The organism is Bacteroidia bacterium, assembly GCA_040880525.1.
Lineage (GTDB): Bacteria > Bacteroidota > Bacteroidia > CAILMK01 > JBBDIG01 > JBBDIG01.
Genome location: JBBDIG010000040.1, coordinates 17,151 through 41,537 on the forward strand (window position 1 = coordinate 17,151; position 24,387 = coordinate 41,537).

Here is a 24,387-nt window from a genome sequence, read left to right on the forward strand (position 1 = left end):
TTCGCGGCTCTTTACCATCAAAAAAACAAACTGAAGTGAGATACCTGATGATCTTAAGCTGCCTGCTGGCAGGCACCCTGACCACAAGTTGCACAGGCAGCCAGGACCGGCAGGGCCAAAACGGAGAAACTACTGCTGACACCACCATGAGCAATACCTCATTTTCTGATCCGCATTCTTATGCAAATCCGGATGAAGCCCGCATTCAACATCTGGACCTTGAGCTAACGGTGGATTTTGAGCAAAAACGACTTCTGGGCAAAAGCATTTACACGCTGGAAACGGCATCTGATGCAGAGCAATTCATTCTTGATACCCGAGGCCTGGAAATAAAGAGTGTTACCATTGACAAAAGCGAAGAACCGGCAGTCTGGGATCTGGGAGAGGGAAATGAGATGATGGGACAGCCGCTTACCATTAGGATCACATCGAATGTAAAGAAGGTAACGGTAGAATATGTTACCGGACCCGAAGCAGACGCGCTCGACTGGCTTGAACCCCGGCAAACGGCTGGCGGCAAACATCCCTTCCTTTATACCCAAAGCCAGGCAATCCTTGCCCGCACCTGGATCCCGTTGCAGGACGGCCCAGGCATCCGGTTCACCTATAATGCACAAGTTACCGTGCCCCGCGAAATGATGGCGGTTATGAGCGCAGAAAATCCCCAGGAAAAAACGGAAGATGGCATTTACAATTTTGAGATGTCGCAGCCCATTCCTTCCTACCTCATGGCGCTCGCGGTGGGCGATCTTGAATTCCGGCCTATCGGCAGGCGCACGGGTATATATGCTGAACCCAGTATGGCAGATGCCTCGGTGTATGAATTTGCAGATATGGAGAAAATGCTGGAATCAACGGAGGAGCTCTACGGCCCTTATCGCTGGGAGCGGTATGATCTCATCGTTTTACCTCCCAGCTTTCCTTTTGGAGGCATGGAAAATCCGCGGCTGACTTTTGCCACGCCTACCATTCTGGCAGGAGACAGATCGCTCACAGCACTTGTGGCACATGAGCTTGCACACTCCTGGAGCGGCAATCTCGTTACCAATGCCAACTGGAATGACTTCTGGCTGAACGAAGGCTTTACGGTATACCTGGAAAGGCGCATAATGGAAGCGCTTTATGGCCGCGAATATTCAGAGATGCTGGCCCTGCTCGGTATTCAGGATCTGCGAAGCACCGTAGAACGATTGATGGGGGAAAATCCTGATGATACCAGGTTGAAACTCGACCTTGAAGGCCGAAATCCTGATGACGGCCTCACGGACGTGGCCTATGAAAAAGGATATTTCTTTTTAAGAATGCTTGAGGAAAATACAGGTCGCGAAAAATTTGACAATTTCCTGAAAAAGTATTTTGACAAATTTGCCTTTGAACCTATGACTACCTCATATTTTCTGGCTTATATGAAGGAAAATCTTTTGAACAATGATGATACGCTGTATGAGCAATTACAAGTGGGCAAATGGGTATATGGCAGAGGATTGCCGGACAATATTGCAGAAGTTGAATCCCAGCGCTTTGCTCATGTAGAGAGCCAGGTAGAAGCCTGGAAAGAAGGAGAACCGGCAGGCAACCTTGATACATCAGGATGGAGTTCGCATGAATGGTTGCGCTTCATTCGCCAGTTGCCTCATGAAATGAGCGAGGAACAAATGGCGGAACTTGACACATCCTTTGGATTCACCACCTCCGGCAATTCAGAAATACAAGCCGCCTGGTACCGCACCGCCATCCGTAACAACTACACCGCAGCCTACCCCGCCCTGGAAAGATTCCTGACCAAAATAGGCCGCAGGAAGTTCCTCACCCCACTCTACACCGAGATGGTGGCAACTCCTGAAGGAAAACAAAGGGCTCTGAAAATTTACAATCAAGCCCGCCCCAGCTATCATTCCGTCTCCACAGGAACTATTGATGACGTAGTGGAGTGGGAGAGAGAGTGAGGGGTGGAATTCTTAAGCAGAGAGAAATAATTGCGAAACATTTTAATTTCAGTAGCACTTCTTAATTTAAAGGAAAACGATATTAACGTTAAACCGATAAAATGAACACCAGTGCAGAGAATAAAATACCTGATTTTTTTATAGTTGGAGCGGCTAAGAGTGGAACCACTAGCCTTTGGTATTATCTGAAGGAAAATGATAGTGTATATGTTCCCGGAGATGAATTGGTTAAAGAACCAAAGTTTTTTTCTGACTTAGCCAAGAGAGAAAAAATGACCTTTAAAAGGTATCTGAAATTATTTTCCGGGGCTTATCCTGGTCAAGTGATCGGTGAAGCCTCCACCGCCTATTTAACAGATCCCTCGGCATCCAAGAATATTTACGAATTTAATCCTGAAGCAAAAATTATAATAATTCTGAGAAATCCTGCTGATCGTGCTTACTCCCTCTATAACTGGATGGTGCAGGAAGGATATGAGTATTTGAATACATTTGAAAAAGCGCTTGAAGCCGGAAACAGGCGGAAAAGCAAAAGAATACCTAATTTTTGGGAACCGGAATATTATTGGAATTACCGCTATTTTGCATCAGGTTTATATTCCAGGCAAGTTGAAAGATATTTGAAGCTTTTTCCTACCTTGATATTAAAATTTGAGGATTTGGTGGCAAATTCCCGCCAGGTTTACAATGAAGTTTGTGCGTTTCTGGAAGCTGAACCAACTTCTTTGAGTCCTAAAATATTGAACGATAGCAAGCTGGTCCATTCCTCCTATATTACTTTTGCTTTAAGAAAATTGAATAATATTAAAGAAGTTGTTGATGGGCATTTATTAGGAGAGAAGGAATCTAAAAAGGAAAGGGACTCTCTTGTTAGGCTTACTCAAATAAGCGCTAAACCTCCTAAGCTTGATCCGGATCTCAGAAAAAGACTGTTAAAAAAATATGAGCCGGACATAAATAGATTGTGCAAGCTTACAGGGAAGGACTTCTATACTTGGCTGGATGAATAGGATGCGATGCAATTAAGCCAAAGGAACGGACTGGCAGAAATGCACGAGGAATTATGAATGTGGAGTATAGAATACCTACAGAGGAAGTCAACTTCGGGCCCCATCGCAGCGATGAGGTAGGAGTCGTCTTTGAATGGAAGGGAGGCATTTTCAGGGCAATACGGAAAGATTTTGTGCATGAGATTCGCAGCTTATTTGATTCAGGACTTATCAAAGAATTAAATTCCAAAGAACTTATACCCCAGACCTGTATATCCAAATATCGACTGGAAAATTTCGGCTTAGTTCTCAGTCATGAGAAAATACCGGTTATTTCCTATCCTTATGAGTGGACCTTTGGAATGTTGCAGGATGCAGGAATCACGATATTAAAAGTAAATGAAATTGCAAGAAATTACGGTTATCAAACTAAAGACGGACATGGCCTGAACGTGCTCTTTCACTATGGTACTCCCAAGTTTGTTGATATTGGAAGTTTTGTTCCTTTGGGAACCAACAAAATGAATTGGATGGCTTATGAAGAATTCATAAAATATTTTCTTTATCCTTTACGAATGTGGGCTGATCAGAGCACTTTTTTAGCGAGATATATGCTGTCCGGTCGGTTGAATTTAATTGCACATACTACTTTTTATTTATATAAATATCCGGTTTTAAGATATTTAAAAGCAAGTACAGTGGATAAAGTCCTTACCAATATTTATAAATTCAGAAAGATTTCTCTGAATTCAGGCCTGCTGAGCAAAAAGGGGAAAAGAATTGATTTGTTGTCATGGTTGCTGAGAAATAATCTTTTACCCTTTCAATCTGTGAGCTTTGCGAAACTTAGCAGAACAATTAAAAGGATAAAGATCAAATCCAACGAAAAGGAAGGGAACTCAGGAACCACATTCTTAGCCAGGAATTCTGAATCTGTTTCTTCTAAATTAGAAACTATAGAAGAGGTACTGTCCAGGCTTCAAGTCAAGACAGTACTCGAACTTGGAGGCATGGAAGGTATATTGTCCTGCGCACTAAGTGATCAAAAAAGGTACGACAGAATAACTTATGCTGGTTATAATTATCACATAGTAGAAAGGCTGTATAATTCGATTAAAGTATGCAATATCACTGTTTCACCCCTATTACTGAATTTTTTAAATCCCATCAACAATATTCATCATTTATCAGCCTCTATCCGGCTCTGTTCCGATGCAGTTTTGGTTTTGGCAGAAATACATAATTTATTATTAACCGAGCGATATTCCATTCATGCTATTTTGCAAGTATTGCTGACGTATACCCGGAAGTTTTTGCTGATAGAATTTATGCCGTTGGGTCTGAAAGGTAGTGGGGGATCACAAGCGCCCTCGTGGTATTCAATAGAGTGGTTCAGGGCTAGTGTTAAAATCTACTGTGAGGTTATCGAAGAAGTGAGCTTAGATGTAGATCGCATTCTTTTTGTCCTTAAATTTAAAGATGAAAGGAAAATCTAATGCTTATCCTTCCTGATACTTCTTATTAGAGTCTTAGAAATTCTGACGATATTAAATGAATTTAACATCAGGATTAAATTGAATCGACAGGATTTGAATACAATATTATAATAGAATAAAACTATCGCATAGGTAGCTATCGAAGAAATTGCGGCACCACTAATACCTAATACAGGTAGCAACAGAAAATTAAAGACAATATTGAAAATACTGCCCACCAGGTAGCTCACAGTTACCAGATGTTGCAACTTTTCAACGATCAATATTTTGTGGCTGAGCAAAGCCATAAAAGTAAAGAGGCCGGCAAATGATAAAAACCTCAAGGGAGCGACTGCCGGTGCATAGGCTTCGCCAAAGGGAAGTACAATCAGATACTCAGCAAATATGAATATACTGACGTTAAAGAAAAGAGCTGTCCAGACCAAAAGATCATAGAGTTGCTGAATGCGCTGGTGATAAATTTGCTGGCCCAGCTTTTTACCATTTATAATTGCCGGAAATAAAGTTTCTGTTAGTATTATTCCAATAAAAATATATGCTTCACTAATTTTTACGGCTGCTGAATAGTATCCGGTATCGGCCTTGCCCAATAGTTTTTTAATCATAAGCTGATCTACACGCAGATTTAAAGTACTAAATGCTCCTGCCAAAATAAGAGGCCACCCTTCTTTCAAATAATTTAAAGCTACCTTTAAATCGAATTTCCAGTTCGAAACGGATTTACCCTCTTTGGAGCGATAGAAAGAAAACAGTGTTGTGATTATTACTAAGGTTTCAAGGGAAAAGGTAATCGCAAAGTATTCCAGGGGCATTTCCATTATTATCAATGCAATCTTGGTAGAACCTGATAGTATCAGCGCAATTATCTTGGCAATGGACAAAAATTTGAGCCTTACTTTAGCATAATAGTAAGGTTCAAAAACATTTGTTGATTGTAAAATAAGATTGGTGGAAACAATAAATATCAACAATTTAGAGACCGGGTCCTCGTCCAGAACCAGATGAATAAGGAACATTACCAGGCCAAAAGCCAACACAGCATTCCCCAGGCTAAGAGCTAAAGCCGTACCCAGGTATACGTCTTCTTTTTCAGGGTCGTTGACCAGCTCCCGCACTATTATCCTGTTGAGCCCAAAATTGGCAATCGGAAGAAATATCAGCATCCATCCAACAGCGTAGTTCAATGCTCCGTATCCCTCTGGTTTCAAATACCTCGCTAATAATATGCCTATAAGCATATTTGAAATAAGGGTCAATATTTTTTCAAAAAACTGCCATGATATACTGTAGAAGTAATTAAGAAAATATTCAGATTTAAATAATGCTCTCAAATCTTCTTTTTTTACAAGGAGCTTTTCTGAAATGCGTCTAGTGCCTTTTGAAATAGGCTGAGATGGCTGCTAGCACATTTTTCATAACTGAACATATTTGTTGCTTTCTCGCGCGCCTTTTCGCCCATCTGCTTCCGTGCGGAATTCTCAGTTAGGGATATGATTTTAACCGCAAGATCAATCTTATCCCGTGGTTTCACTAAGTGGCCGGTTATTCTATCCACGATCATTTCAGGAATGCCTCCCACATCAAATGCAATGATGGGTATACCGCAGGCCATTGCTTCAATTATCGTATTGGGCAAATTGTCCTCTAAAGAAGGCAGAATAAAAATATCACAAGCATTATAGCATTTAGGGATTAATTTTTCATCATATATTTTTCCTAAAAATTTAATTTCAAGAGTGGATGCCAGTTTTAGATCTGCACTCTCAACACCAAAGATGAGCAATCTTATTTTTTTGGAAAGTTCAGGCCTGGTTCTAATTACTTCTTCCAGGGCATCAAGCAGGTACTCTATACCTTTTCGTTTATCATCAACAGAATTTACCCCTCCAAATAGTATGTCCACTTTGTTTTCGTCAGGCTCTATATTAAAATATCGCTGGCATTCTTCTTTAGATTCTGATTTAAACAAGGACAAATCCAGGCCGTAACGCGCTAAAGAAACCGGGGTATCTGAGAACAGTCTGCTTTCTAGCGCCCTGGACTGAAGCCATTGGCTTGGAGTAATAATATGACAAGACAGATGCTCAAAATAGTTCAACTTTTTTTCAAACAGGCGATAAGACAAATCTTTTTCAATGCTGCTGTTCAAGGCAGGACAAGACTTACAATGGGCGACATACTTGTCGCAGCCCATACTGTAGTGGCATCCACCTGTAAATAACCACATATCATGTAAGGTTATAAAGAACGGCTTTTTTAACTCAGACAGTTTTTTTATTTGGGCGACCGAAACAAAAAAATCATTTGGAAAATGAAGGTTAATAATGTCGGCTTCTTTCAAAAATGGATGATTCATTAAAGAAGGGTTCCCCGATGATAGAGAGAATCCATGGGCTCGCTCAACCTGATAGGGTTTTAATGCTTGCTTCTGTCCTAAATGCCTGAGTAAATACGGAAACTTTTGCCAACGTTTCTTTAAAATTGGGATGATGTGAGGGTGCGGTGGTCCTTTCTGTTTCTGAACGATCATTTTAGCGGAGGCCCCGGCACTATTTAATGATGCCATCAAACGGTAACAGGCATTTGCCGCCCCTGAACCGAAATCAGTCGCATTAATTAAAGCAATCTTCATTTGGTTTTCGATTTGTTCTGCAAATATAAATGAATGTGGTTATGGTACTAAAAAAACTTACAGCCTGATCTTGTAAATTGAATTTATAAACTCTCAGATCAAATCTATATAACCTTCTGATATACTGCCAGGACGCTGTGTCCATGAATACCCTGAGCTACCTTAGGCATGATGCCACGAAAGATTTTGTATATGCCTGTTTTTATTAATACGTTAGAGACAACTCTTCCACTATACTTAAATAGCAGGTTATTTATGTACCAATCAAAATGGTATGGCTGCAAAGGTTCAAACTTCATATCAAGTAATTTAAGATCAAAAATACCGGACAGTGATACTAAGGAAGTAGGATCCCATAAGCTCATGTGATGTGGCGGCAAATTTAAGAAATCCCGCTGCCAGTCATGTTTTACAAAAGACTGGTTATTTGGCACTCCAATAAATAATTTTCCTCCGGGTTTAAGGCACTTTTTCATAGCTTCAATAAAATCATGTACCTCAGCTATGTGTTCCAGTACCTGAAAAGAGCACACAACATCATAGGTATCAGCATTTTTATCTCCATGTTCCTCAATTGACTGATTAATCAGATTAAGCCCTTTTTCCTGTGCCTCCCTGACCGCTACAGTGTTTAACTCCAGCCCCAGTGTATGCACCAGGAACTTGTCATTTATTTTCCGAATAAAGGAACCATCTCCGGCACCCACTTCCAATATTTTATTTCCATCTGTAATTTCTGAGAAGACTTGTTGATGCTCCCATTTCCAGGGCTTATAGTACCACTCGAAATTTTGCAGATCAGCATATAACTGGGCATCTCCGCTGATTGTAGAAGGACGATAAAACCTGAAGCCTGTATCTGAACAACGATATAGCCCTACCTCCTGAATATTATCAAATAGGCGGTCTATAGAAATCCCGATACTTTTTTGATATTTATTAATAATAAATTCTGCGCTAATGGTTCTTTCCAGTTCAGCGGTAACTTTAAGATTTAAAGGACACAATATTTTTTCTTTCATTTTAAACCTCCGCATTCATTCTGATCTCCCCTATAAAAAGAATTCGATTTTTTTCAAGGGTAGTCTCTTCGATTAAATAAAAATGTTGATTAAAGGTTTTTCTGAACCATTCGATATTGTACCATGAGGGAACACTTGGCGTATGGGGTACTTTCGGATTATACAGGCCCAAAGGCATAAATTCAATAAAAACGTATTTTTTTGAATAGCCTTTTAAAATATTAAAAATAAAATCTAACGGATAGCTCTGAGAAAGAACCAAATGATGAATAACCGCTAATGCCAGAACGGCATCGGATTTAAACCTGGAAAATGTGTCAGAAAAATAGTTAAAGTTAATAGGATATACAAAATCAAAAAGGATGGGAGTAATTGATACTTCTGTGAATTTGACGTGTTGATACAACTTATCAACCGCTATTTCGTCATAGTCGCTACAAGTCACCCTGTTTATTGATGTTCTTTCGAGGATCAGACGGCTAAGTACACCCTGATTTCCGGCCAACTCCAGAACATCCGTGATGTCCATTTTTTTAAGTATATTGATAATATAATCAAATCTGGGAGTTGAGCTAAGTTTTCCATCTTTCTCGGTAAATTGATCATGATAGTAATCCCATTCTGTATTGTAAGTATTAATATTTATTTTATTAATTTTCTTTATTAACTTATCAAAATTTACTTTCTGAAAAGGTAATAAATTTCGTTTCTTCAGTTGTTGCAATAGTTTACCTTTGAATCCGCTCAATTTGGGATTAGTATATTGTTGACCACCGAGAAGCCGTATTTTATAATAACTTGAAACCAAGTGCTCAAGATATTTTTTATTGATTCTTCGTAATAGGGGATAAGTATAAAGTAAATAATTTACGTGAGCATTTTTATTTAACGGGTATGATAAAATTCGTTGGGCAATATATGAATTTTGAGATTTCCATATATCAAGGGTATAAATAAAAAACTTAACAAATTCCTCATAAGCTATCCACTGTTTGGATGCTGCCGGGTTCTTAGGTATAAAACTTCCAATGTCAACAAATTTGGGTGTCGCAAAATGGAAAATAATATTATGGCCGTGAGCATCCTTTGTTTGGTATCCATATTCTTCGGCCACCTTATTTACCTTGAGAATGGTTAATGCGGCATCCTTGAGCATATTAAAAGACCATTCATAAGGATAGTTGATCACCGGTATTTTTTCATGTTCCAGAATTAAATTAAACCCTTCCATCTGAATTTTCGTAATCCAGGTTTTAGGAATAAGGTTTTTTTCCTGAAGTTCTTCGAGCAATCCGCAGGCAAACATAGCCATTACTTCCTTTTCCTTCCTGACCCCTCTGAAAACTCTATCATTCCATATAAATACTCTTCCGAAATCATCCGTATCATATCCTGCAAATTGAACTGAACCTGCCGGAATTTCAAGAATTTCATTCATCTAATGCTAATTGATTATTGTGTGCTTTTTCTCGTCTGCAAAACTACTACTTATCAGGTAGCTGAAGATGGTTTATTCGGACAGCTCAAACCCACCTAGTCTGGATTGTTGCATATAATGTCATTTCAGCAACTCCGGAAAGCGCTTTTTGAAGCGTTCGATCCGTGGCACGGATACTTTCCGGACATACGGATCATCCGGGTTTTTTGCCTCATATTCCTGGTGATAGTCTTCGGCAGGATAAAATCTGGTGAGCCGTGACACTTCTGTTGTAATAGGTTCCTTAAATTCTCCAGATGCCTCCAACTCCCCAATGAATGCTTCCGTTTGTCGTTTCTGCTCTTCATTGACGTAGAATATTGCGCTGCGGTATTGAGGGCCTATGTCAGGTCCTTGTCGGTTCAGGGTGGTTGGATCGTGAGAGCCAAAAAACACCTTTAGCAGGGTGCTGTAGTCCACCACCTGAGGATCGTAATACACTTGTACGGCTTCCGCATGGCTCGTTTGTCCTGAGCTGACTTCCTCATAGGTTGGGTCCTTTTCTGTCCCGCCTGCATATCCGGAGATGGCTTCCTTCACGCCTTTTACCTCCTGGAAAATTGCCTCGACACACCAGAAGCAGCCGGATGCAAAAACAGCTTTCTCCAACCCTTCAAGTGATTGTTTGTCCTGGCGTTCCGGGCCATCATCTTCGGAGCTTTTCACTTCTGCTTCTTGGTTATTCGAATTATTTTGCTGCGTGCATGAAATGCTGACTGCCATCAATAGCAGCATGAGCATGTTCGTCAGCGTTCTTGTTGTCTGCATTATTATAGGTCGTGTTTTTTTAAAGAAGATTATGGAGTACGGAAAGTTCAGAGGTTATTCAGGTTTTTAATGTCATCAAATCCGTGGGAATCTAAAATTGCTAATCTAATACCTTTGCCCCTTCATCCAAAGCAAAATTATGCCTTCTGTGATTACCGTGTGGGACAAACAATTTGTTCCGGCCATCCCTGCCAGAGAGATCAGCCAGCGCATTGCTGAATTAGCTGATGAGATGAACGTTGAATTGCGGGATAAGAACCCGTTGTTTCTTGCAGTCCTGAACGGTTCATTTTTCTTTGCAGCAGATTTGTTGCGCGAACTGGATTTCGTCTGTGAGATTTCCTTTGTGAAGCTTGCCTCCTATAGTGGACTTTCTTCCAGTGGTACGGTGCGGGAGCTCATTGGGCTGGAAGGCGCAGTGGCAGGCAGAAACGTGGTGGTGCTGGAGGACATTGTAGATACAGGGAAAACCATCAATCAGGTAGTACGGATGTTGAAAGAAATGGAGGTGAAGTCGGTGGCCGTAGCGGCTCTCCTGCTGAAACCTGATGCCCTGCAGGAGCAGGTGGAACTTGATTTTATCGGCTTTAAAGTACCCAATCAATTTCTGGTGGGATATGGCCTTGACTACAACCAGTTGGGACGCAATTACCGCGACATTTATCGCCTGAAGGAGTAACAGACAAAGTTTTTCAGAATAAATATTTTACCAGCAAAAATTAAAATAAGCACATGCTAAACATTATACTATTTGGCCCTCCGGGGGCGGGAAAGGGAACACAATCTGAGATGCTGAAAAAGGAGCATAAGCTCATTCATCTGTCTACTGGCGATCTTCTGAGAGCGGAGCGGTCAGCACAAACAGACCTGGGAAAAAAGGCGGAATTCTTCATTAACCAGGGAAAGTTGGTACCGGATGAAGTTGTGATCGGCATGATTGAACACCAGCTGGAAGCACATGAGGAGGCGCAGGGATTTATCTTCGATGGATTTCCCCGGACAAAGGAACAAGCCAGAGCGCTTGATGAAATGTTGAAACGACATCAAACGCAGGTTTCAGGAATGATAGAACTCAAAGTAGATCAAATTGAATTGGTAGAACGGCTGCTATTGCGCGGAGCGACATCAGGCAGGGCAGATGATACTGAAGATGTGATTGCAAAGCGGATCCGGGAGTATGAAGATAAAACCAAACCTGTGGCTGACTATTACCGGGAACAGCAAAAACACTTTGCTGTAGACGGAGTAGGAGAAGTTGAGGAGATCGCCAGGAGAATAAACCAAGTGGTTGAGGAAATGAAAAGATAATAACTTCTCTGCTAATGAAATATACTTAGGTTTAATCGCAGAAAGACTTAAATAAGTTATGGAACTTGTTGCTATAATTGCATTGGTAATTTTACCATCATCAACCTAAACAATTTTACTTATGAGAATTTTAGCCATCATCGGCATTGTGCTGGCCTTGTTCATAGGGCTGCCATTGCTTGCTTCGCTCTTCATTTCATCGCAGGTGCATGTGGAGCGCACTGCAGAAATCAATGCTCCGCCAGAAGTCGTCTTTCAACAGGTGAATAATTTGCGCAACTGGGAAGAATGGTCTCCCTGGCATCAGATTGATTCAAACATGCAGCTTGAATACACTGGCAGCGGAGAAGGCACCGGATCTTCTTACATCTGGACGAGCGAGCATCAGGACGTTGGAAATGGTTCGCTGATCATTACGAAAAGTGAGCCTTATGAAAGAATTGAAACGGAAATGAATTTCATGGATCAGGGGACGGCCTATAGTGACTGGCTTTTCGAAAAAACCGACAGCGGCACCAGGGTAACCTGGTCAATGGACTCTGATATGGGAAATAATCCTGTAGGCAAGTATATGGGACTTTTAATGGATTCCTGGTTAGGGGGTGATTTTGAGGAAGGTCTGTCAAAGCTTAAAGAGATAAGCGAAGCCACACCGCCCGAACCGGAGCTAATAGTGACGGTAAAGGAAGTAGCGCCACAATGGGTAATTACCACGCGGAAAACAATGCCGACCATCCCGGATTCAATGACCGCTAATTTTACAAGGATGTATCAAAAGGTTGGAACCTATATGGGCCAGAATGATCTGGCAGCTACAGGTCCAGCTCTTTCAATAAATTACAAATGGGAACCGCCTGTGGCTGATATTGCGGCAGGAATGCCTGTGGCAGATTCCATAGAATTGGCCGATACCACCCTCAGGCTCGTAAAGCTTGAAGGGAAAGCAGCCTACGTTGTACATAATGGGCCTTATGACAACCTTGAGACAACCTACACTTCCCTCATGAAATGGATGCAGGAAAATGAAATGCAACCGGCAGGAAACTCATGGGAAGTTTATCAGGTCGGTCCTGATTCTGAGCAAGATCCTGAAAAATGGATAACGGAAATCTACTTTCCGGTTCAGTAGAAAATTATAAAATCAAGAACAAAAGCCTCACCCGCAGCAGTATTACTTGTGGGTGGGGCTTTTTTAGTTAATCAAAATCATCATTGCTGATCAGACAAACGTAGATGGATTCAACTTCAAAATAACCTTTACGTTTCAGCGATCTGATTTATTCACAGAAGTAAGGTACTGAATTCAATTTGGCCACATCATAAACGCGAATACCCGCGTGATTACCCGGTCTTAGAAATTTGCAATTTCTACTTTTGCCCTCAAATTATTGGAATGGACAAATACGAAAAACGGGGCGTTTCAGCTTCTAAATCCGAGGTTCATGAGGCCATAAAGCATCTGGACAAAGGACTTTATCCTAATGCCTTTTGTAAAATATTGCCTGATTATGCTGCTCAGGATCCGGATTATTGCAACATTATGCACGCGGATACGGCCGGAACCAAGACCTCATTAGCTTTTCTCTACTGGAAGGAAACCGGAGATATAAACGTCTGGAAGGGAATTGCACAGGATGCGCTGGTGATGAATTTGGACGACATGGCATGTGCAGGCGTTACCGGTGACTTCCTTATTTCTTCTACCATTGGCCGCAACAAGAATTTGATTCCGGGAGAGGTGCTGGCAGCCATTATCGAAGGCACTCAGGAATTTATCCAAAAGATGGCAAGTCTTGATGTGCAGATACACCATGCAGGTGGCGAAACGGCAGATGTTGGCGATATTGTGCGAACGGCAGATGTTGGATTTACGGCATTCGCACGATTACCAAGAGAAGAGGTTGTGGTGAATAATATTCAGCCGGGCGATGTCGTCATAGGATTGTCTTCTTACGGACAGGCGTCTTACGAAAGCTGCTACAATAGCGGTATTGGCAGCAATGGGCTCACGTTTGCCCGCCATGAAGTGCTCGGCCATAAATATGCGGCACTCTTTCCTGAAACATACGATCCACAGGTGCCGGACGATCTTGTGTATTCCGGTCGCATGAACCTGACTGATGTTGTGCAAGAAACAGGAATGACAGTAGGAGAGATGCTGCTTTCACCCACCCGGACTTATCTTCCAGTGCTGAAGGAGGTTTTAAAGAAACACAGGAAGAAAATCCACGGTATTATTCATTGTACTGGTGGCGGACTTACGAAAGTGCTGCACTTCATTGACAATCTGAACATCGTAAAAGACAATATAATTGATATTCCGCCAGTATTCAGGATGATACAGAAACAGACGGGGGCGAAATGGGAGGAGATGTTCGGGGTTTTTAATATGGGAACACGGCTGGAAATATATTTGCCGCAGAAAGACGTTGAAGAGTTGCTGCCAACACTGAGGGAATTCAATATCAGAGCGCAGATTATCGGGAAATGCTTTGCTTCTGACGAGAAGAAAGTGACGATTGCAGTTCGGGAGGGCGAATTTAATTACAAGAGTTAAAAAATAAATTATGTATAAAATGAATTTTACGCGATTTTCTATCATTTTAGCAGGCATCTTACTTTTCATGGGATGTGCAGGCCAGGAGGAGGAAAAGGTTCCGAATATCGTACTAGAAGGGACGGCTACCTATTATGCCTCATTCTTTCATGGCCGGATGATGGCTAACGGAGAAATTTACCACCGCGACAGTATGCATGCCGCGCATGATACGCTTCCTTTCGGGACCAGGGTAAAAGTCACCAATTTAAATAATGACAGTTCGGTTGTGGTCCACATTGCTGACCGGCTCAACAAAAGAATTCCTTCCGGGTATATAGATCTCTCCCGTGCCGCATCCCGTCAATTAAATATGCGGGAAGAGGGAAGAGTTCCTGTAACAATGGAGCTGTTGGACTGGCCGGATACCAGCCAGGTGAAAGCATCCGCACCCGAGGAAACCCGCTAAACAGAAAAATGGCGAAACCGGTGAGCATTTGGATTTACCTCCACGGGATTATAATATCTCGATTTAAAATTCAAAGTGTTCATAATCTCTACATGAGCCGTAAAGCTTCTCTTCTGCTCAGCGCAGGCAGGTGATGTGAATTAACAAACTTCTCCACGGCAGCAGGATCGGTTTTGGAATATTGCCGTAACACCCAGCCAATTGCCTTTTGTATAAAAAATTCATTTGTAGGCAAACTGTTCAGGATATTTCGGAAAAGCAGGTCGGTATCCGTTTGAGTTTTATACATAAGTTGGAATAAAATAGCGGTACGGTTCAGCCATATATCCTCTGACCCGATCCATTTTACAGAAGAGGGTTCTCGCAATTCCGGATGCAAAAGCAATATTCTGCCGACAATATTGCTGGCAATCATATCTACGGTATCCCACCAGCTTTTGTGCGTGATCATATATTCGCAGAGTGGCAGAAATTCCGGTTCCTTTAGTTTCAGTTTTTTCATTAAAATATCAAGCATTAATTGCTGATATTCCCGTTCAGGCTGTAGCCAGGCACTTTTTACAATAGCAGGTAGCGATGATTTTTCCGGCAAAACTGCAACGGTTATAAATTCCTTTAAAATTGCCCGCCTTTCCGGAGTTTTTATTCCAAAGAATTCAAACTGGTTTCGCATATAGGCTTTTTGCTGCTGTGCGATCTCAGGATCTCCAGCCGCTGAAAACATGCTGTTAAGGGGTTGCAACCACGGATGCAGCCGTCTTTTCAAATCAGCCATTAATTTACCTATATTAAATAATGAAACGTATTCAACGAAGACTTATAAAAAGTATTTTTTTATTTCAAAAAGCAATTATAGTTTAATACAAACATTTCTTGTTTCTGAGAAAAAATTTAGCGCATCGTATCCACCTTCGCGGCCTACGCCTGATTGTTTCATCCCCCCGAAAGGTGTTCGCAGGTCCCGGAGCAGCCAGGTGTTCACCCAGATAATACCGCTGTCAAGGCGATGGGCCAGGTTGTGTGCGCGCTTTAAGTTGCTGGTCCAGATGGTTGCGCTGAGTCCGTAAGGCGTGCAGTTCGCGTATCCCAGCACTTCTTCCTCCGTTTCAAATGGCTGGAGGGTCACCACCGGGCCAAAGATCTCCTCCTGGTTGGTGCGGCAAGTTTCCGAAAGGCCCTCTATAATGGTGGGTTGCAGGAAATAGCCGTTTTTGCAGCGGCCTCCTGCATCAGCTTCTGCTCCTCCCGTCAGGATATTCCCGCCTTCCTCTCTGGCCAGTTCAATGTAGGAGAGTACTTTTTCCTTATGCGATTTGGAAACCACAGCGCCCATGCGGGTTTCCTTCATCAGCGGGTCTGCGGGCACAAGCTGCTGTTGCACCCTTTTTACCAGTTCATCACGAAATTTTTCGTAGATATTTTGTTCAATATAAATTCGGCTGCCACAGAGACAAATCTGGCCCTGATTGGAAAAAGAAGAGCGAACGGTTGTTTTTACGGCATCCTCGAAATCGCAGTCGCCAAAGATGATGTTGGGGTTTTTGCCACCGAGTTCCAGCGACAGCTTTTTAAACATTGGCGCAGCAGTACGGGCAATTCCTTCACCCGTCTTAGTGCCGCCAGTAAACGATATCGCTTTTACATCCTTGTGCTCCACGATGGCCTGCCCTGCTTTTGGACCGCTGCCATGTACAATATTCAGAACCCCGGCAGGTAATCCTGCATCTATGCAGATTTGGGCGAGGCGGTAAGCTGTAAGAGGCGTGATTTCCGAAGGTTTGGCCACCACACAATTCCCGGCCGCCAGGGCAGGAGCAATTTTCCAGGTAAAGAGATAGAGCGGCAGGTTCCAGGGCGAAATGCAGCCTACCACGCCCAGCGGACTTTTATGTGTGTAATTTACAGCCGTATCATCCATCATATGGGTACTGGTTTCCCAGTGCAAAATAGCCGTGGCAAAAAACCTGAAATTGGCCGAAGCTCGCGGAATATCCACGTTGCGGCTCAACCAGATTGGCTTGCCATTATCGTTGGTTTCATCCATAGCCAATTCCTCAAGCTGAGCCTCAATGCGCTCGGCAATGTCAAGCATATATTTGGACCGTATTGCGGCAGGCGTCCTGCTCCATTCGGGAAATGCCGCTTTGGCAGCTTCTACAGCCTCCCCGACATCCTGCTCGTCAGAATCAGGAATAAAGCTGTATATCTCTCCGGTTGCAGGGTTCACATTGTCCAGCCATTCACCCGACTGTGCCGGCCGGAATGTACCTCCGATATAATTCTTGATTTTTTCCATGTAGCAAAATTATGATTTCGGCAGGGTTTGATAGGGATTGATGAAAATCGGATGTATTCCTATACTTGTTCAAAACGTTCTTGCTGGGTATGAAAAGCATAAGAAAGATGGATATTTGATGCACAGCAGGCTGAACGAAGTCATTCCATTCTTAAAAGAGAATCAGGAATAAAGTCCAAATTTTTAGTATTGACTCGTCTTAAAATAAACACACTATGAAACCGGTTGATGTCTTAACCAGTACCATTATTTCTGTTCCCATCATAGAGGTTTCAGAGTATGCCTTCAACCCGGATAATACTCCAGAGTGGATGATGAGAAAAGCAAATACCAAAGACCTTAAAAAACTTAAACAGATATTGGAACAATGAGCATTATCAAGTGCTAAAAATACTCTAAAGAAATAGCAAATCAGAAGTAAAAATGGTCCAGCCACCTGACCAATGGCTATTTTTACTAATTGTTTTCCTTCCCAAACCAGAAGCGGTAGCCGGCCCGAAAGCCTAACCTAACAACACTAACTGCATGCGGAGCCTGAAACCTACGGTAGTCGATACCGAGATGAAGCCCTTTCCTCATTACCGCCTCCGCAGAACCTTTAAACACCCAAGGCTGATGCACTCTGGTTTCTGTGCGTCAGGATATAATATGCCAGGCCCCATTAATAGGGGCGGAAGCAGATATGAAAAATCGGAAAGTAGTTGGTGGTTTCGTGAATATTCCGAAATTGCCATCCTGTAGCCAAATCATAAAATATGGAACCGTAGGGTATAATTGCCGTCTTATATTACATTTGAACTAACAAACACAAAAACAGGATGAAAACTAAATTATCTTTTTACCTGCTACTTATAGCGTTTACACTGAGCCTGAGCAGTTGTTACAACGTCTATATACCGAACATGCACAATGCGAGTTTGATAAAGGAAGCCGAAGAATTAAAAGTAACAGCAAACCCGGCCAACCTGCAGGTTGCCTACTCGCCTGTTGAAAATTTTCTTGTTGTAGGAAATGGCTTCTATAAAAACAACAATTCATTAGATGGAGATCTTGATTTTAATTACCGTGCCAGGCGCTTTTTTGCTGAGGGTGGCTTAGGATTATATCAGCCATTTGGGGATGAAGGAGTTTTTGAAATAATTGGAGGTGGCGGTGTAGGCTCAGTTGAGTTTGGTGATAATTTCAATCCTAAAAGTGCGGAATTTCGTTTTAAAGCCAACAATAATAAGTTTTTCGTTCAGCCCTCCATTGGTTATGTTGATAAAAATATTGAAATCGGTTTTTCTTTAAGGGCAGTTGGACTGCAATTTCACTCTATTGAGGAAGATAGTTTTCCTTTATCCGAACTGGAGTTTTTTCAACTGCATAGATTGGACGAAGCAATGTTTTTCTTTTTAGAACCTGCAATAACAGTACGTGCAGGGATTGAGTGGGTTAAAGGGCATTTTCAGTTGATGTATGTGAACAATTTAACCGGTGTTCCTGTACACCACAAGGTAATAGCGGCAAATTTGGGGGTGACGTTTAACCTGGCTCCTCGGTATAAAAAGGACAAAACTCCGGAACAGTGATTGCGCTCAAAGCCAGCCATCGGTTTTTACATTAAAATTATTGCTTTGGGTACTAATCATTCAAAGCAAATTTCATTTTGTACTGGTTGGGAAGGCCGGACAGCTAAGCAAAGTAAAATACCTTTGCAGGCAACAATGAAAGGCTAATTATGACAAATGCTGAGTTTATAGACAGGCTGATCCATAATTTGATAACAATAGAAGCGGCAGGAAGAGTGGTCCTTGCACCGCAAACGTTGGTCAGCAACAACAAGGAACTTAATACGGTAGTAGAAAAGACCCTGATCTCGACTGGTTATTATCACGCCATTCCAGGCTTGCTCGCCAGGCTCTCGCGTTTCCTGGCTACAGAAAAGGGATATCTGGTTCTCGACCTTGAAAGCCCTGGCTACACAAATCTTTTGGGTGAGATTAAAAATGGTAGCAGCCAACTGGAAGAAGAGCTTGAGGAGCTTGAGGAGGAATCTGAAGTCATCTTTCCCGGACGAAATTTTACAGTCTCAGAATATGTAAAGGAAGTGTTGGATGATATTGCTTCAGAAGCCGAGAAGATAAAAGCTTGTGCTACCGTTCTGGAAGCGAAAGGACGCGTGAAGTGATTTGAATCATGAATACCAAACCGAGTTTGAAATTGCTGGAACCTGATCGCTATCTCACGACAACTTTTTGCTGTGCCGTCCAGTCATATTGCCGCACCTCAAATAAATAAGTGCCTTTGCGGTAATCCTGTAATTGCACGAGCGTAGTTGTATCTCCGAGCTGCAGGTGCTGCCGGTCTACTTGTTTTCCACTCATATCAAAAATTGTGAGTGTGGCCATACCCGATACCGGGCTTTTGATGCGTACCCAGCCTTCAGCCGGGTTGGGGAAAAGCTGCAACTGTCCGCGGCCTTTGGGTTCTTCAACGCTTGCTGCAATGTCGCGATATCCGATTACGTATTCCCCCTGTTTCAGATCATTGATGATGATCTTGCCCCGCTTATCTGTTTTTAAAATCATCTCTTTTTCATAATCAGGATATTCTGTCCAATTCTGAGAAGGAGAGGAGCGATAAAGCAAAACCAGGCTGTCTTCAGTTGATATATCAAGTGTATGATCCAGATAGCCACCTGCTATGGTGCGGCCCTCATAAGGAATCGTGGCGGTTGCCTCAAATTGGATGGGCCATACCCCGCTCACGGAATAATAGCGATAGTCAGAAATACGAATTCCAGGATTCTGGCCTTTGAAGGGATCTGCAGCCACCCAATTATGTTCCACCAAGAGGAAAGCAGAATCGGTGATTGATTCCACATCTATTTCCATAAGTGCATCTGAAAACTCGTAAACGCCTTTTTCTGCAATTATTTTATGCTGGCGGGTTTTTGCATCGCTCAGTTTGCCGTCAATATTTACACCGGCAAATACAGGTTCAAATGGAATATTTACTTGCGTTTCTATGCCGTTTCCACTCAACATTATTGTCTCTACATGCATCTTCCAGTCGCTGCTCATAAATACCAATTCCAGCGGGACATTGGTGAAATTATGGTCAGCAAACCGCAGCTTCTGGCGCAGGTTTACGGTAATATCGTATCCGGTGGAACTTTGTGAACTGCTCCATTTTTCAATACTGAAATGCGCAAACCCGGCTTGAAATATCCAGTCATTAAAGAAATGCTGGAGATCTACGCCCGTGTGCCGGGAAAGAAAATCCCTGAGATCTGCGGATGAAGCATTTTTAAAAGCAAAAGAATCCTGATATAATTTAAGGGCCGGGAAAAATTTTGCATCTCCAATATAATTACGAAGTGTATGCACCATGTCAGCTCCTTTATTATAAACATGTGTTCCGTAAGTATGCTCATGTCCTACAGGCGAAACGGGGAGCGGTTGTTCATCGCCAAGATCAGTATGCGCATATCGCAACACCTGGAGATGATTCGCCCGTACATATTCCCGGTAGGCTTCAGCGCCATTCAAATGTTCAAAAAACAAAGCTTCAGACCAGGAAGCCCAACCTTCGTTCAGCCACATATCTTCGGCTGTTGCGCAGGTAACATGATCGCCCCACCAGTGGTGTGAAAGCTCATGTGCCCAAAGGCTTTCGTAGGCGAGCGTGCCATCTGTCGCAAACCTGGGATAAGCAATGTTTGTAGCGTGTTCCATCGCTCCTCCGGTAAATGGTACTACACAAAATCCAACGCGCTCAAAGGGTTGCGGACCATAGGCATTCTCAAATGCAAGCAATCCCCGGGGCAGGTTCTCAAAGGATTTCCGTGCCTTGCCGGTGTCCTCGGGATGTGCAGCCACGGAAACCGGGAAAGTGGATGCTATGCCGGTATAGGGAAAATAGACTTCATGATAATTGGCAATGGCTACTGAAGCAAGATAAGTAGGAATAGAGTCGCGCAGATTCCAATTCCAGGTGCTGGTGCCATTGCCGTGATTCGTTACGTTTTCCAGGCTTCCATTGCAAAAAGCTTTGAGATTTGAATCGGTAAGAATGGCAAAAGTGTAAGTTGCTTTATCTTCAAAATTGTCGCGGCACGGAAACCATGCCCGGCCAAAATTATGAGGATCCACCTCGAAACCGACTCCCAGGTTCCAGGCATATCCATCCTGTATTGTATTGAAGTAAAAACCGCCCCATCTGGAGGGATCCTGTGCAGGCGTTCCCTGATAATAAACAGCGATAGTGGCGGTATCACCGGGATTCATTGAAGCGGGAAGCAAAACCTGAAGATTGTCACCGGTATGGGAGAACGTAATTTTTTGCTGTCCCAGAAATATCGAATCCACAGTAAGAGAGGAGAGATGCAGGTTTACCTCATCGAGATTCTGGTTGGTTTTAAAAGAAATATTACAACGTGCCGTAAAAGTTTTTGCAGATAGCTGCGGAAACTGCATCGCAATATGATAATGCTGCACGTCAACCGAATCAAACACCTGGCTGAAAGCAAAAGGAGAGGAGAGGAGCAAGATGGCCAACGGCAGGGAGAATTTCATTTTTATAATTATTTTGAATTAAGCTCCAAAATTAAAGAACATGAAGATGCAAAGAGGCAGGCTTTACTTCTGATATGAGAATTCCAACAGATCCGGGGTTTTCAGGCTGAACATTTAAATTGTAATTAGCCGGCCTGTTCCTTTAATTCCAATCCGGAAGAAGGAGCGGGGCAGTATGCTGATCTTTTCCACAACTTGTGCAATAAAACCCACAAACGGACAGGGTCAGGTGGCTTTTTCGGGGTACTTTTGTGAAGTTTTTCAAATCAAATTTATTCATCAAACTTTTTACGAGATAAATGGCAGAAGGCGAAAAGATCATCCCGATCAATATTGAAGAAGAAATGCGCTCAGCGTACATTGACTATTCGATGTCCGTAATTGTTTCACGAGCGTTGCCTGATGTGCGTGATGGACTGAAACCTGTACACAGGCGGGTGCTTTATGCAATGACCGAGTTAGGGCTTGGATTTAACCGTCCTTACAAAAAGTCCGCGCGTATAGTGGGGGAAGTGCTGGGTAAATATCACCCTCATGGCGACTCAGCAGTTTATGACACTATGGTTCGGATGGCGCAGGAATGGAGTATGCGTTACCGTCTTGTTGACGGCCAGGGAAACTTTGGCTCTGTGGATGGCGACCCTCCGGCAGCCATGCGTTACACAGAAGCCCGCCTCTCCCGGATTGCTGAAGAATTGCTCACTGACCTTGATAAAAACACGGTTGATTTCCGGCCCAACTTTGACGAATCACTCAAGGAGCCGGTCGTTCTTCCTGCAGGCTTTCCAAATCTTCTTGCAAACGGTGGATCCGGGATCGCTGTGGGAATGGCCACGAATATGGCGCCCCACAATCTTTCTGAAGTCCTGGATGGCACCATCGCCTACATTGATAATAACGACATCACCATTGAAGAACTGATGCAGTTCATCAAGGCTCCGGATTTCCCTACAGGTGGAATAATTTATGGCTATGATGGTGTAAAACGCGCCTTCGAGACCGGCAGAGGCCGGGTGATGATGCGGGGTAAAACCAACATTGAACCTTCTGAAAAAGGATCAGATAAAATCATCGTAACGGAATTGCCCTTCCAGGTGAACAAAGCGAACATGATCAAGGCCACCGCTGAACTCGTAAAAAGTGGCGTTATCGAGGGGATATCTGCAGTTAATGATGAAAGTGATCGTAGCGGATACCGCGTGGTGTATGAGGTTAGGAGAGATGCGGTTAGCAACGTGGTGTTGAATCAACTATTCAAGTACACACAGTTGCAAAGCAGTTTCAGCATCAACAATGTGGCGCTGGTAAAGGGTCGCCCCATTGTGCTGAACCTGAAGGATATGGTGAAGTATTATGTGGAGCACCGCCATGAAGTGATCGTGAGGCGCACACAATATGAACTTGACGAGGCCGAAAAACGTGCGCACATCCTGCAGGGGCTTATTATCGCAATAGATAACCTGGACGAGGTGATCAACCTGATCCGCGGCAGCCGTACACCCGATGAGGCACGGGAGGGGCTTATGAGCCGCTTCGAACTCTCTGAAATACAAGCCAAGGCAATACTTGATCTGAGGCTGCAAAAGCTTACTGGCCTGGAGCGAGACAAGTTGAAGGATGAGTATAATGAATTAATGAAAACCATCGAATACCTTAAAAGTGTGCTGGAAAATAAGGAACTCCGGATGCAGATCATTAAGGATGAATTGACTGAGACCAAAAAGAAATTCGGGGATGAAAGACGAACGGAAGTTCTTTTTACAAATGAAGATATTTCGATAGAAGACCTGATCCCTAATGAAGAGATGGTGGTGACCATCAGCCACATGGGCTACATGAAACGCACACCGCTGGCAGATTATAAATCGCAGGGCAGGGGAGGTCGCGGCAGCAAAGGCGCAGGCTTCAGGCAGGAGGATTTTACCGAGTATCTGTTTGTTGCCTTTACCCATAATTACATGCTATTTTTTACGGAAAAAGGCAGATGCTTCTGGATGAAGGTTTGGGAAATACCGGAAGGCACCCGGACCACAAAGGGCCGAGCCGTACAAAACCTCTTGTATATTGAACCGGATGATAAGATCCGGGCCGTCATTCCGGTAAATAATCTTGAGAATGAGGAATACCTGAACAATAATTTCATTCTTTTCTGTACGGAAAAAGGCATCATCAAGAAAACTCCGCTCGAAGCCTACAGCCGTCCACGTATTAAAGGAATCAATGCAATTACTATAGATGAGGATGACCAGCTCTTGGAAGTAGCATTAACCAGTGGAAATTCTGAGGTGATGATAGCTTCAACTTCAGGCCAGGCAATCCGCTTCCACGAAAGCGCGATCAGGCCAATGGGACGCACCGCCAGGGGAGTGATCGGGATCAGGCTCAGCGGCAAGAAAGATGATAAAGTAATTGGAATGGTGAGCGTTGCCGATGAAGAATCTACAGTAATGGTGGTAAGCGAAAAAGGCTACGGAAAGCGATCGCAAGTTGGAGATTACCGCATTACCAACCGTGGGGCAAAGGGCGTGAAGACGTTGCAGATCACGGATAAAACGGGCAAACTGATTGCTATTAAGAATGTTACTGATCAGGATGATCTTATGATCATTAATAAATCCGGTATTACTATCAGAATTGCAATGGACAAACTCAGGACGATTGGCCGCGCCACGCAGGGCGTAAGGCTCATCCGGTTGGGTGCCAAAGATGAAATCGCTTCCGTGGCGAAAGTCGCACGCGAAGAAGAGGAGGAACTGGCCGCTGAAGGAGAAATAGAAGGAGAAGTCATCGAATTAAGCAATGAAGAAATTTCTCCTGATGAACCAGAAAATGAGAACCCGGATGAAACCGGATCAGAAGACGAAGAAAGTAATAACTAATCAAATCCAT

The 24,387-nt window shown here is 43.1% G+C and carries 20 protein-coding genes; 12 read left to right on the top strand and 8 right to left on the bottom strand.

What is annotated here, in order from left to right; genetic code table 11:
- Window positions 1-35: 35 nt before the first annotated feature.
- The 3 genes from WD077_11650 to WD077_11660 all read left to right on the top strand — a co-directional run bounded on the left by WD077_11650 (window position 36) and on the right by WD077_11660 (window position 4,431).
- A complete protein-coding gene (locus WD077_11650; GenBank protein ID MEX0967885.1) occupies window positions 36-1,946 on the top strand; it encodes a M1 family metallopeptidase in 1,911 nt (636 codons plus the stop codon).
- A gap of 101 nt (window positions 1,947-2,047) precedes the next feature.
- The gene (locus tag WD077_11655) at window positions 2,048-2,956 is read left to right on the top strand and encodes a sulfotransferase domain-containing protein (GenBank protein MEX0967886.1); all 909 of its coding nucleotides are present in this window, start codon (window positions 2,048-2,050) and stop codon (window positions 2,954-2,956) included.
- Window positions 2,957-3,129: 173 nt separating this feature from the next.
- Entirely contained in the window at window positions 3,130-4,431 is a 1,302-nt protein-coding gene (locus tag WD077_11660) for a hypothetical protein (protein ID MEX0967887.1), read from the top strand.
- On the opposite strand, the gene WD077_11665 is transcribed toward WD077_11660, so the two are convergent.
- From WD077_11665 to msrA, 5 genes are all read right to left on the bottom strand, one after another.
- Window positions 4,428-5,762: a flippase gene (locus tag WD077_11665; protein ID MEX0967888.1), complete on the bottom strand. Its 1,335-nt coding sequence runs from the start codon at window positions 5,760-5,762 to the stop codon at window positions 4,428-4,430. The two genes, WD077_11660 and WD077_11665, sit on opposite strands and share 4 nt — an antisense overlap.
- Before the next feature lie 11 nt (window positions 5,763-5,773).
- A complete protein-coding gene (locus WD077_11670; GenBank protein ID MEX0967889.1) occupies window positions 5,774-7,063 on the bottom strand; it encodes a glycosyltransferase in 1,290 nt (429 codons plus the stop codon).
- 104 nt (window positions 7,064-7,167) lie between these two features.
- Complete coding sequence (locus WD077_11675; GenBank protein MEX0967890.1) at window positions 7,168-8,085, bottom strand: class I SAM-dependent methyltransferase; 918 nt, start codon at window positions 8,083-8,085, stop codon at window positions 7,168-7,170.
- A gap of 1 nt (window position 8,086) precedes the next feature.
- Window positions 8,087-9,523 (bottom strand): class I SAM-dependent methyltransferase, encoded by a 1,437-nt coding sequence (locus WD077_11680; protein ID MEX0967891.1) that lies wholly within the window; start codon window positions 9,521-9,523, stop codon window positions 8,087-8,089.
- Window positions 9,524-9,643: 120 nt separating this feature from the next.
- Window positions 9,644-10,330, bottom strand: coding sequence for a peptide-methionine (S)-S-oxide reductase MsrA (gene msrA, locus WD077_11685; GenBank protein ID MEX0967892.1), 687 nt, complete (start codon window positions 10,328-10,330; stop codon window positions 9,644-9,646).
- A gap of 139 nt (window positions 10,331-10,469) precedes the next feature.
- On the opposite strand from msrA, the gene hpt reads away from it, so the two are divergent.
- The 5 genes from hpt to WD077_11710 all read left to right on the top strand — a co-directional run bounded on the left by hpt (window position 10,470) and on the right by WD077_11710 (window position 14,643).
- Window positions 10,470-11,009, top strand: a complete 540-nt coding sequence (hpt, locus tag WD077_11690; protein ID MEX0967893.1) for a hypoxanthine phosphoribosyltransferase — start codon at window positions 10,470-10,472, stop codon at window positions 11,007-11,009.
- A 53-nt stretch (window positions 11,010-11,062) separates the two neighbouring features.
- Window positions 11,063-11,638 (top strand): adenylate kinase, encoded by a 576-nt coding sequence (locus WD077_11695; protein MEX0967894.1) that lies wholly within the window; start codon window positions 11,063-11,065, stop codon window positions 11,636-11,638.
- 121 nt (window positions 11,639-11,759) lie between these two features.
- Complete coding sequence (locus WD077_11700) at window positions 11,760-12,767, top strand: SRPBCC family protein (protein ID MEX0967895.1); 1,008 nt, start codon at window positions 11,760-11,762, stop codon at window positions 12,765-12,767.
- Window positions 12,768-13,031: 264 nt separating this feature from the next.
- The gene (locus tag WD077_11705; GenBank protein ID MEX0967896.1) at window positions 13,032-14,195 is read left to right on the top strand and encodes an AIR synthase-related protein; all 1,164 of its coding nucleotides are present in this window, start codon (window positions 13,032-13,034) and stop codon (window positions 14,193-14,195) included.
- 10 nt (window positions 14,196-14,205) lie between these two features.
- Window positions 14,206-14,643 carry a septal ring lytic transglycosylase RlpA family protein gene (locus tag WD077_11710; GenBank protein ID MEX0967897.1) on the top strand — a complete coding sequence of 146 codons (438 nt, stop codon included), beginning with the start codon at window positions 14,206-14,208 and terminating at the stop codon, window positions 14,641-14,643.
- An 88-nt stretch (window positions 14,644-14,731) separates the two neighbouring features.
- On the opposite strand, the gene WD077_11715 is transcribed toward WD077_11710, so the two are convergent.
- Entirely contained in the window at window positions 14,732-15,418 is a 687-nt protein-coding gene (locus tag WD077_11715; protein MEX0967898.1) for a DNA alkylation repair protein, read from the bottom strand.
- Between the two features lie 75 nt (window positions 15,419-15,493).
- Window positions 15,494-16,939, bottom strand: a complete 1,446-nt coding sequence (locus WD077_11720; protein ID MEX0967899.1) for an aldehyde dehydrogenase — start codon at window positions 16,937-16,939, stop codon at window positions 15,494-15,496.
- 215 nt (window positions 16,940-17,154) lie between these two features.
- On the opposite strand from WD077_11720, the gene WD077_11725 reads away from it, so the two are divergent.
- The 3 genes from WD077_11725 to WD077_11735 all read left to right on the top strand — a co-directional run bounded on the left by WD077_11725 (window position 17,155) and on the right by WD077_11735 (window position 19,109).
- On the top strand, window positions 17,155-17,310 hold the full coding sequence (locus WD077_11725) for a hypothetical protein (GenBank protein MEX0967900.1): 156 nt from the start codon (window positions 17,155-17,157) through the stop codon (window positions 17,308-17,310).
- A gap of 447 nt (window positions 17,311-17,757) precedes the next feature.
- Complete coding sequence (locus WD077_11730; protein ID MEX0967901.1) at window positions 17,758-18,510, top strand: hypothetical protein; 753 nt, start codon at window positions 17,758-17,760, stop codon at window positions 18,508-18,510.
- Between the two features lie 149 nt (window positions 18,511-18,659).
- Entirely contained in the window at window positions 18,660-19,109 is a 450-nt protein-coding gene (locus WD077_11735; GenBank protein ID MEX0967902.1) for a hypothetical protein, read from the top strand.
- A gap of 49 nt (window positions 19,110-19,158) precedes the next feature.
- On the opposite strand, the gene WD077_11740 is transcribed toward WD077_11735, so the two are convergent.
- A complete protein-coding gene (locus WD077_11740; GenBank protein ID MEX0967903.1) occupies window positions 19,159-21,498 on the bottom strand; it encodes a M1 family aminopeptidase in 2,340 nt (779 codons plus the stop codon).
- A 299-nt stretch (window positions 21,499-21,797) separates the two neighbouring features.
- Between WD077_11740 and gyrA the strand changes: the two genes are divergently transcribed.
- Window positions 21,798-24,377 (top strand): DNA gyrase subunit A, encoded by a 2,580-nt coding sequence (gene gyrA / locus WD077_11745; GenBank protein MEX0967904.1) that lies wholly within the window; start codon window positions 21,798-21,800, stop codon window positions 24,375-24,377.
- The last annotated feature ends 10 nt before the right edge of the window (window positions 24,378-24,387 follow it).

Excerpts from the sequence above, each read along its gene's own strand:
- WD077_11655 (MEX0967886.1), top strand. The coding sequence starts at position 2,048 with ATGAACACCAGTGCAGAGAATAAAATACCTGATTTTTTTATAGTTGGA.
- WD077_11735 (MEX0967902.1), top strand. The coding sequence starts at position 18,660 with ATGACAAATGCTGAGTTTATAGACAGGCTGATCCATAATTTGATAACA.
- WD077_11720 (MEX0967899.1), bottom strand. The coding sequence starts at position 16,939 with ATGGAAAAAATCAAGAATTATATCGGAGGTACATTCCGGCCGGCACAG.
- WD077_11740 (MEX0967903.1), bottom strand. The coding sequence starts at position 21,498 with ATGAAATTCTCCCTGCCGTTGGCCATCTTGCTCCTCTCCTCTCCTTTT.
- WD077_11715 (MEX0967898.1), bottom strand. The coding sequence starts at position 15,418 with ATGGCTGATTTGAAAAGACGGCTGCATCCGTGGTTGCAACCCCTTAAC.
- WD077_11710 (MEX0967897.1), top strand. The coding sequence starts at position 14,206 with ATGTATAAAATGAATTTTACGCGATTTTCTATCATTTTAGCAGGCATC.
- WD077_11695 (MEX0967894.1), top strand. The coding sequence starts at position 11,063 with ATGCTAAACATTATACTATTTGGCCCTCCGGGGGCGGGAAAGGGAACA.
- WD077_11730 (MEX0967901.1), top strand. The coding sequence starts at position 17,758 with ATGAAAACTAAATTATCTTTTTACCTGCTACTTATAGCGTTTACACTG.
- WD077_11705 (MEX0967896.1), top strand. The coding sequence starts at position 13,032 with ATGGACAAATACGAAAAACGGGGCGTTTCAGCTTCTAAATCCGAGGTT.
- WD077_11675 (MEX0967890.1), bottom strand. The coding sequence starts at position 8,085 with ATGAAAGAAAAAATATTGTGTCCTTTAAATCTTAAAGTTACCGCTGAA.
- hpt (MEX0967893.1), top strand. The coding sequence starts at position 10,470 with ATGCCTTCTGTGATTACCGTGTGGGACAAACAATTTGTTCCGGCCATC.
- WD077_11670 (MEX0967889.1), bottom strand. The coding sequence starts at position 7,063 with ATGAAGATTGCTTTAATTAATGCGACTGATTTCGGTTCAGGGGCGGCA.
- msrA (MEX0967892.1), bottom strand. The coding sequence starts at position 10,330 with ATGCAGACAACAAGAACGCTGACGAACATGCTCATGCTGCTATTGATG.
- WD077_11700 (MEX0967895.1), top strand. The coding sequence starts at position 11,760 with ATGAGAATTTTAGCCATCATCGGCATTGTGCTGGCCTTGTTCATAGGG.
- WD077_11680 (MEX0967891.1), bottom strand. The coding sequence starts at position 9,523 with ATGAATGAAATTCTTGAAATTCCGGCAGGTTCAGTTCAATTTGCAGGA.
- WD077_11725 (MEX0967900.1), top strand. The coding sequence starts at position 17,155 with ATGAAACCGGTTGATGTCTTAACCAGTACCATTATTTCTGTTCCCATC.
- gyrA (MEX0967904.1), top strand. The coding sequence starts at position 21,798 with ATGGCAGAAGGCGAAAAGATCATCCCGATCAATATTGAAGAAGAAATG.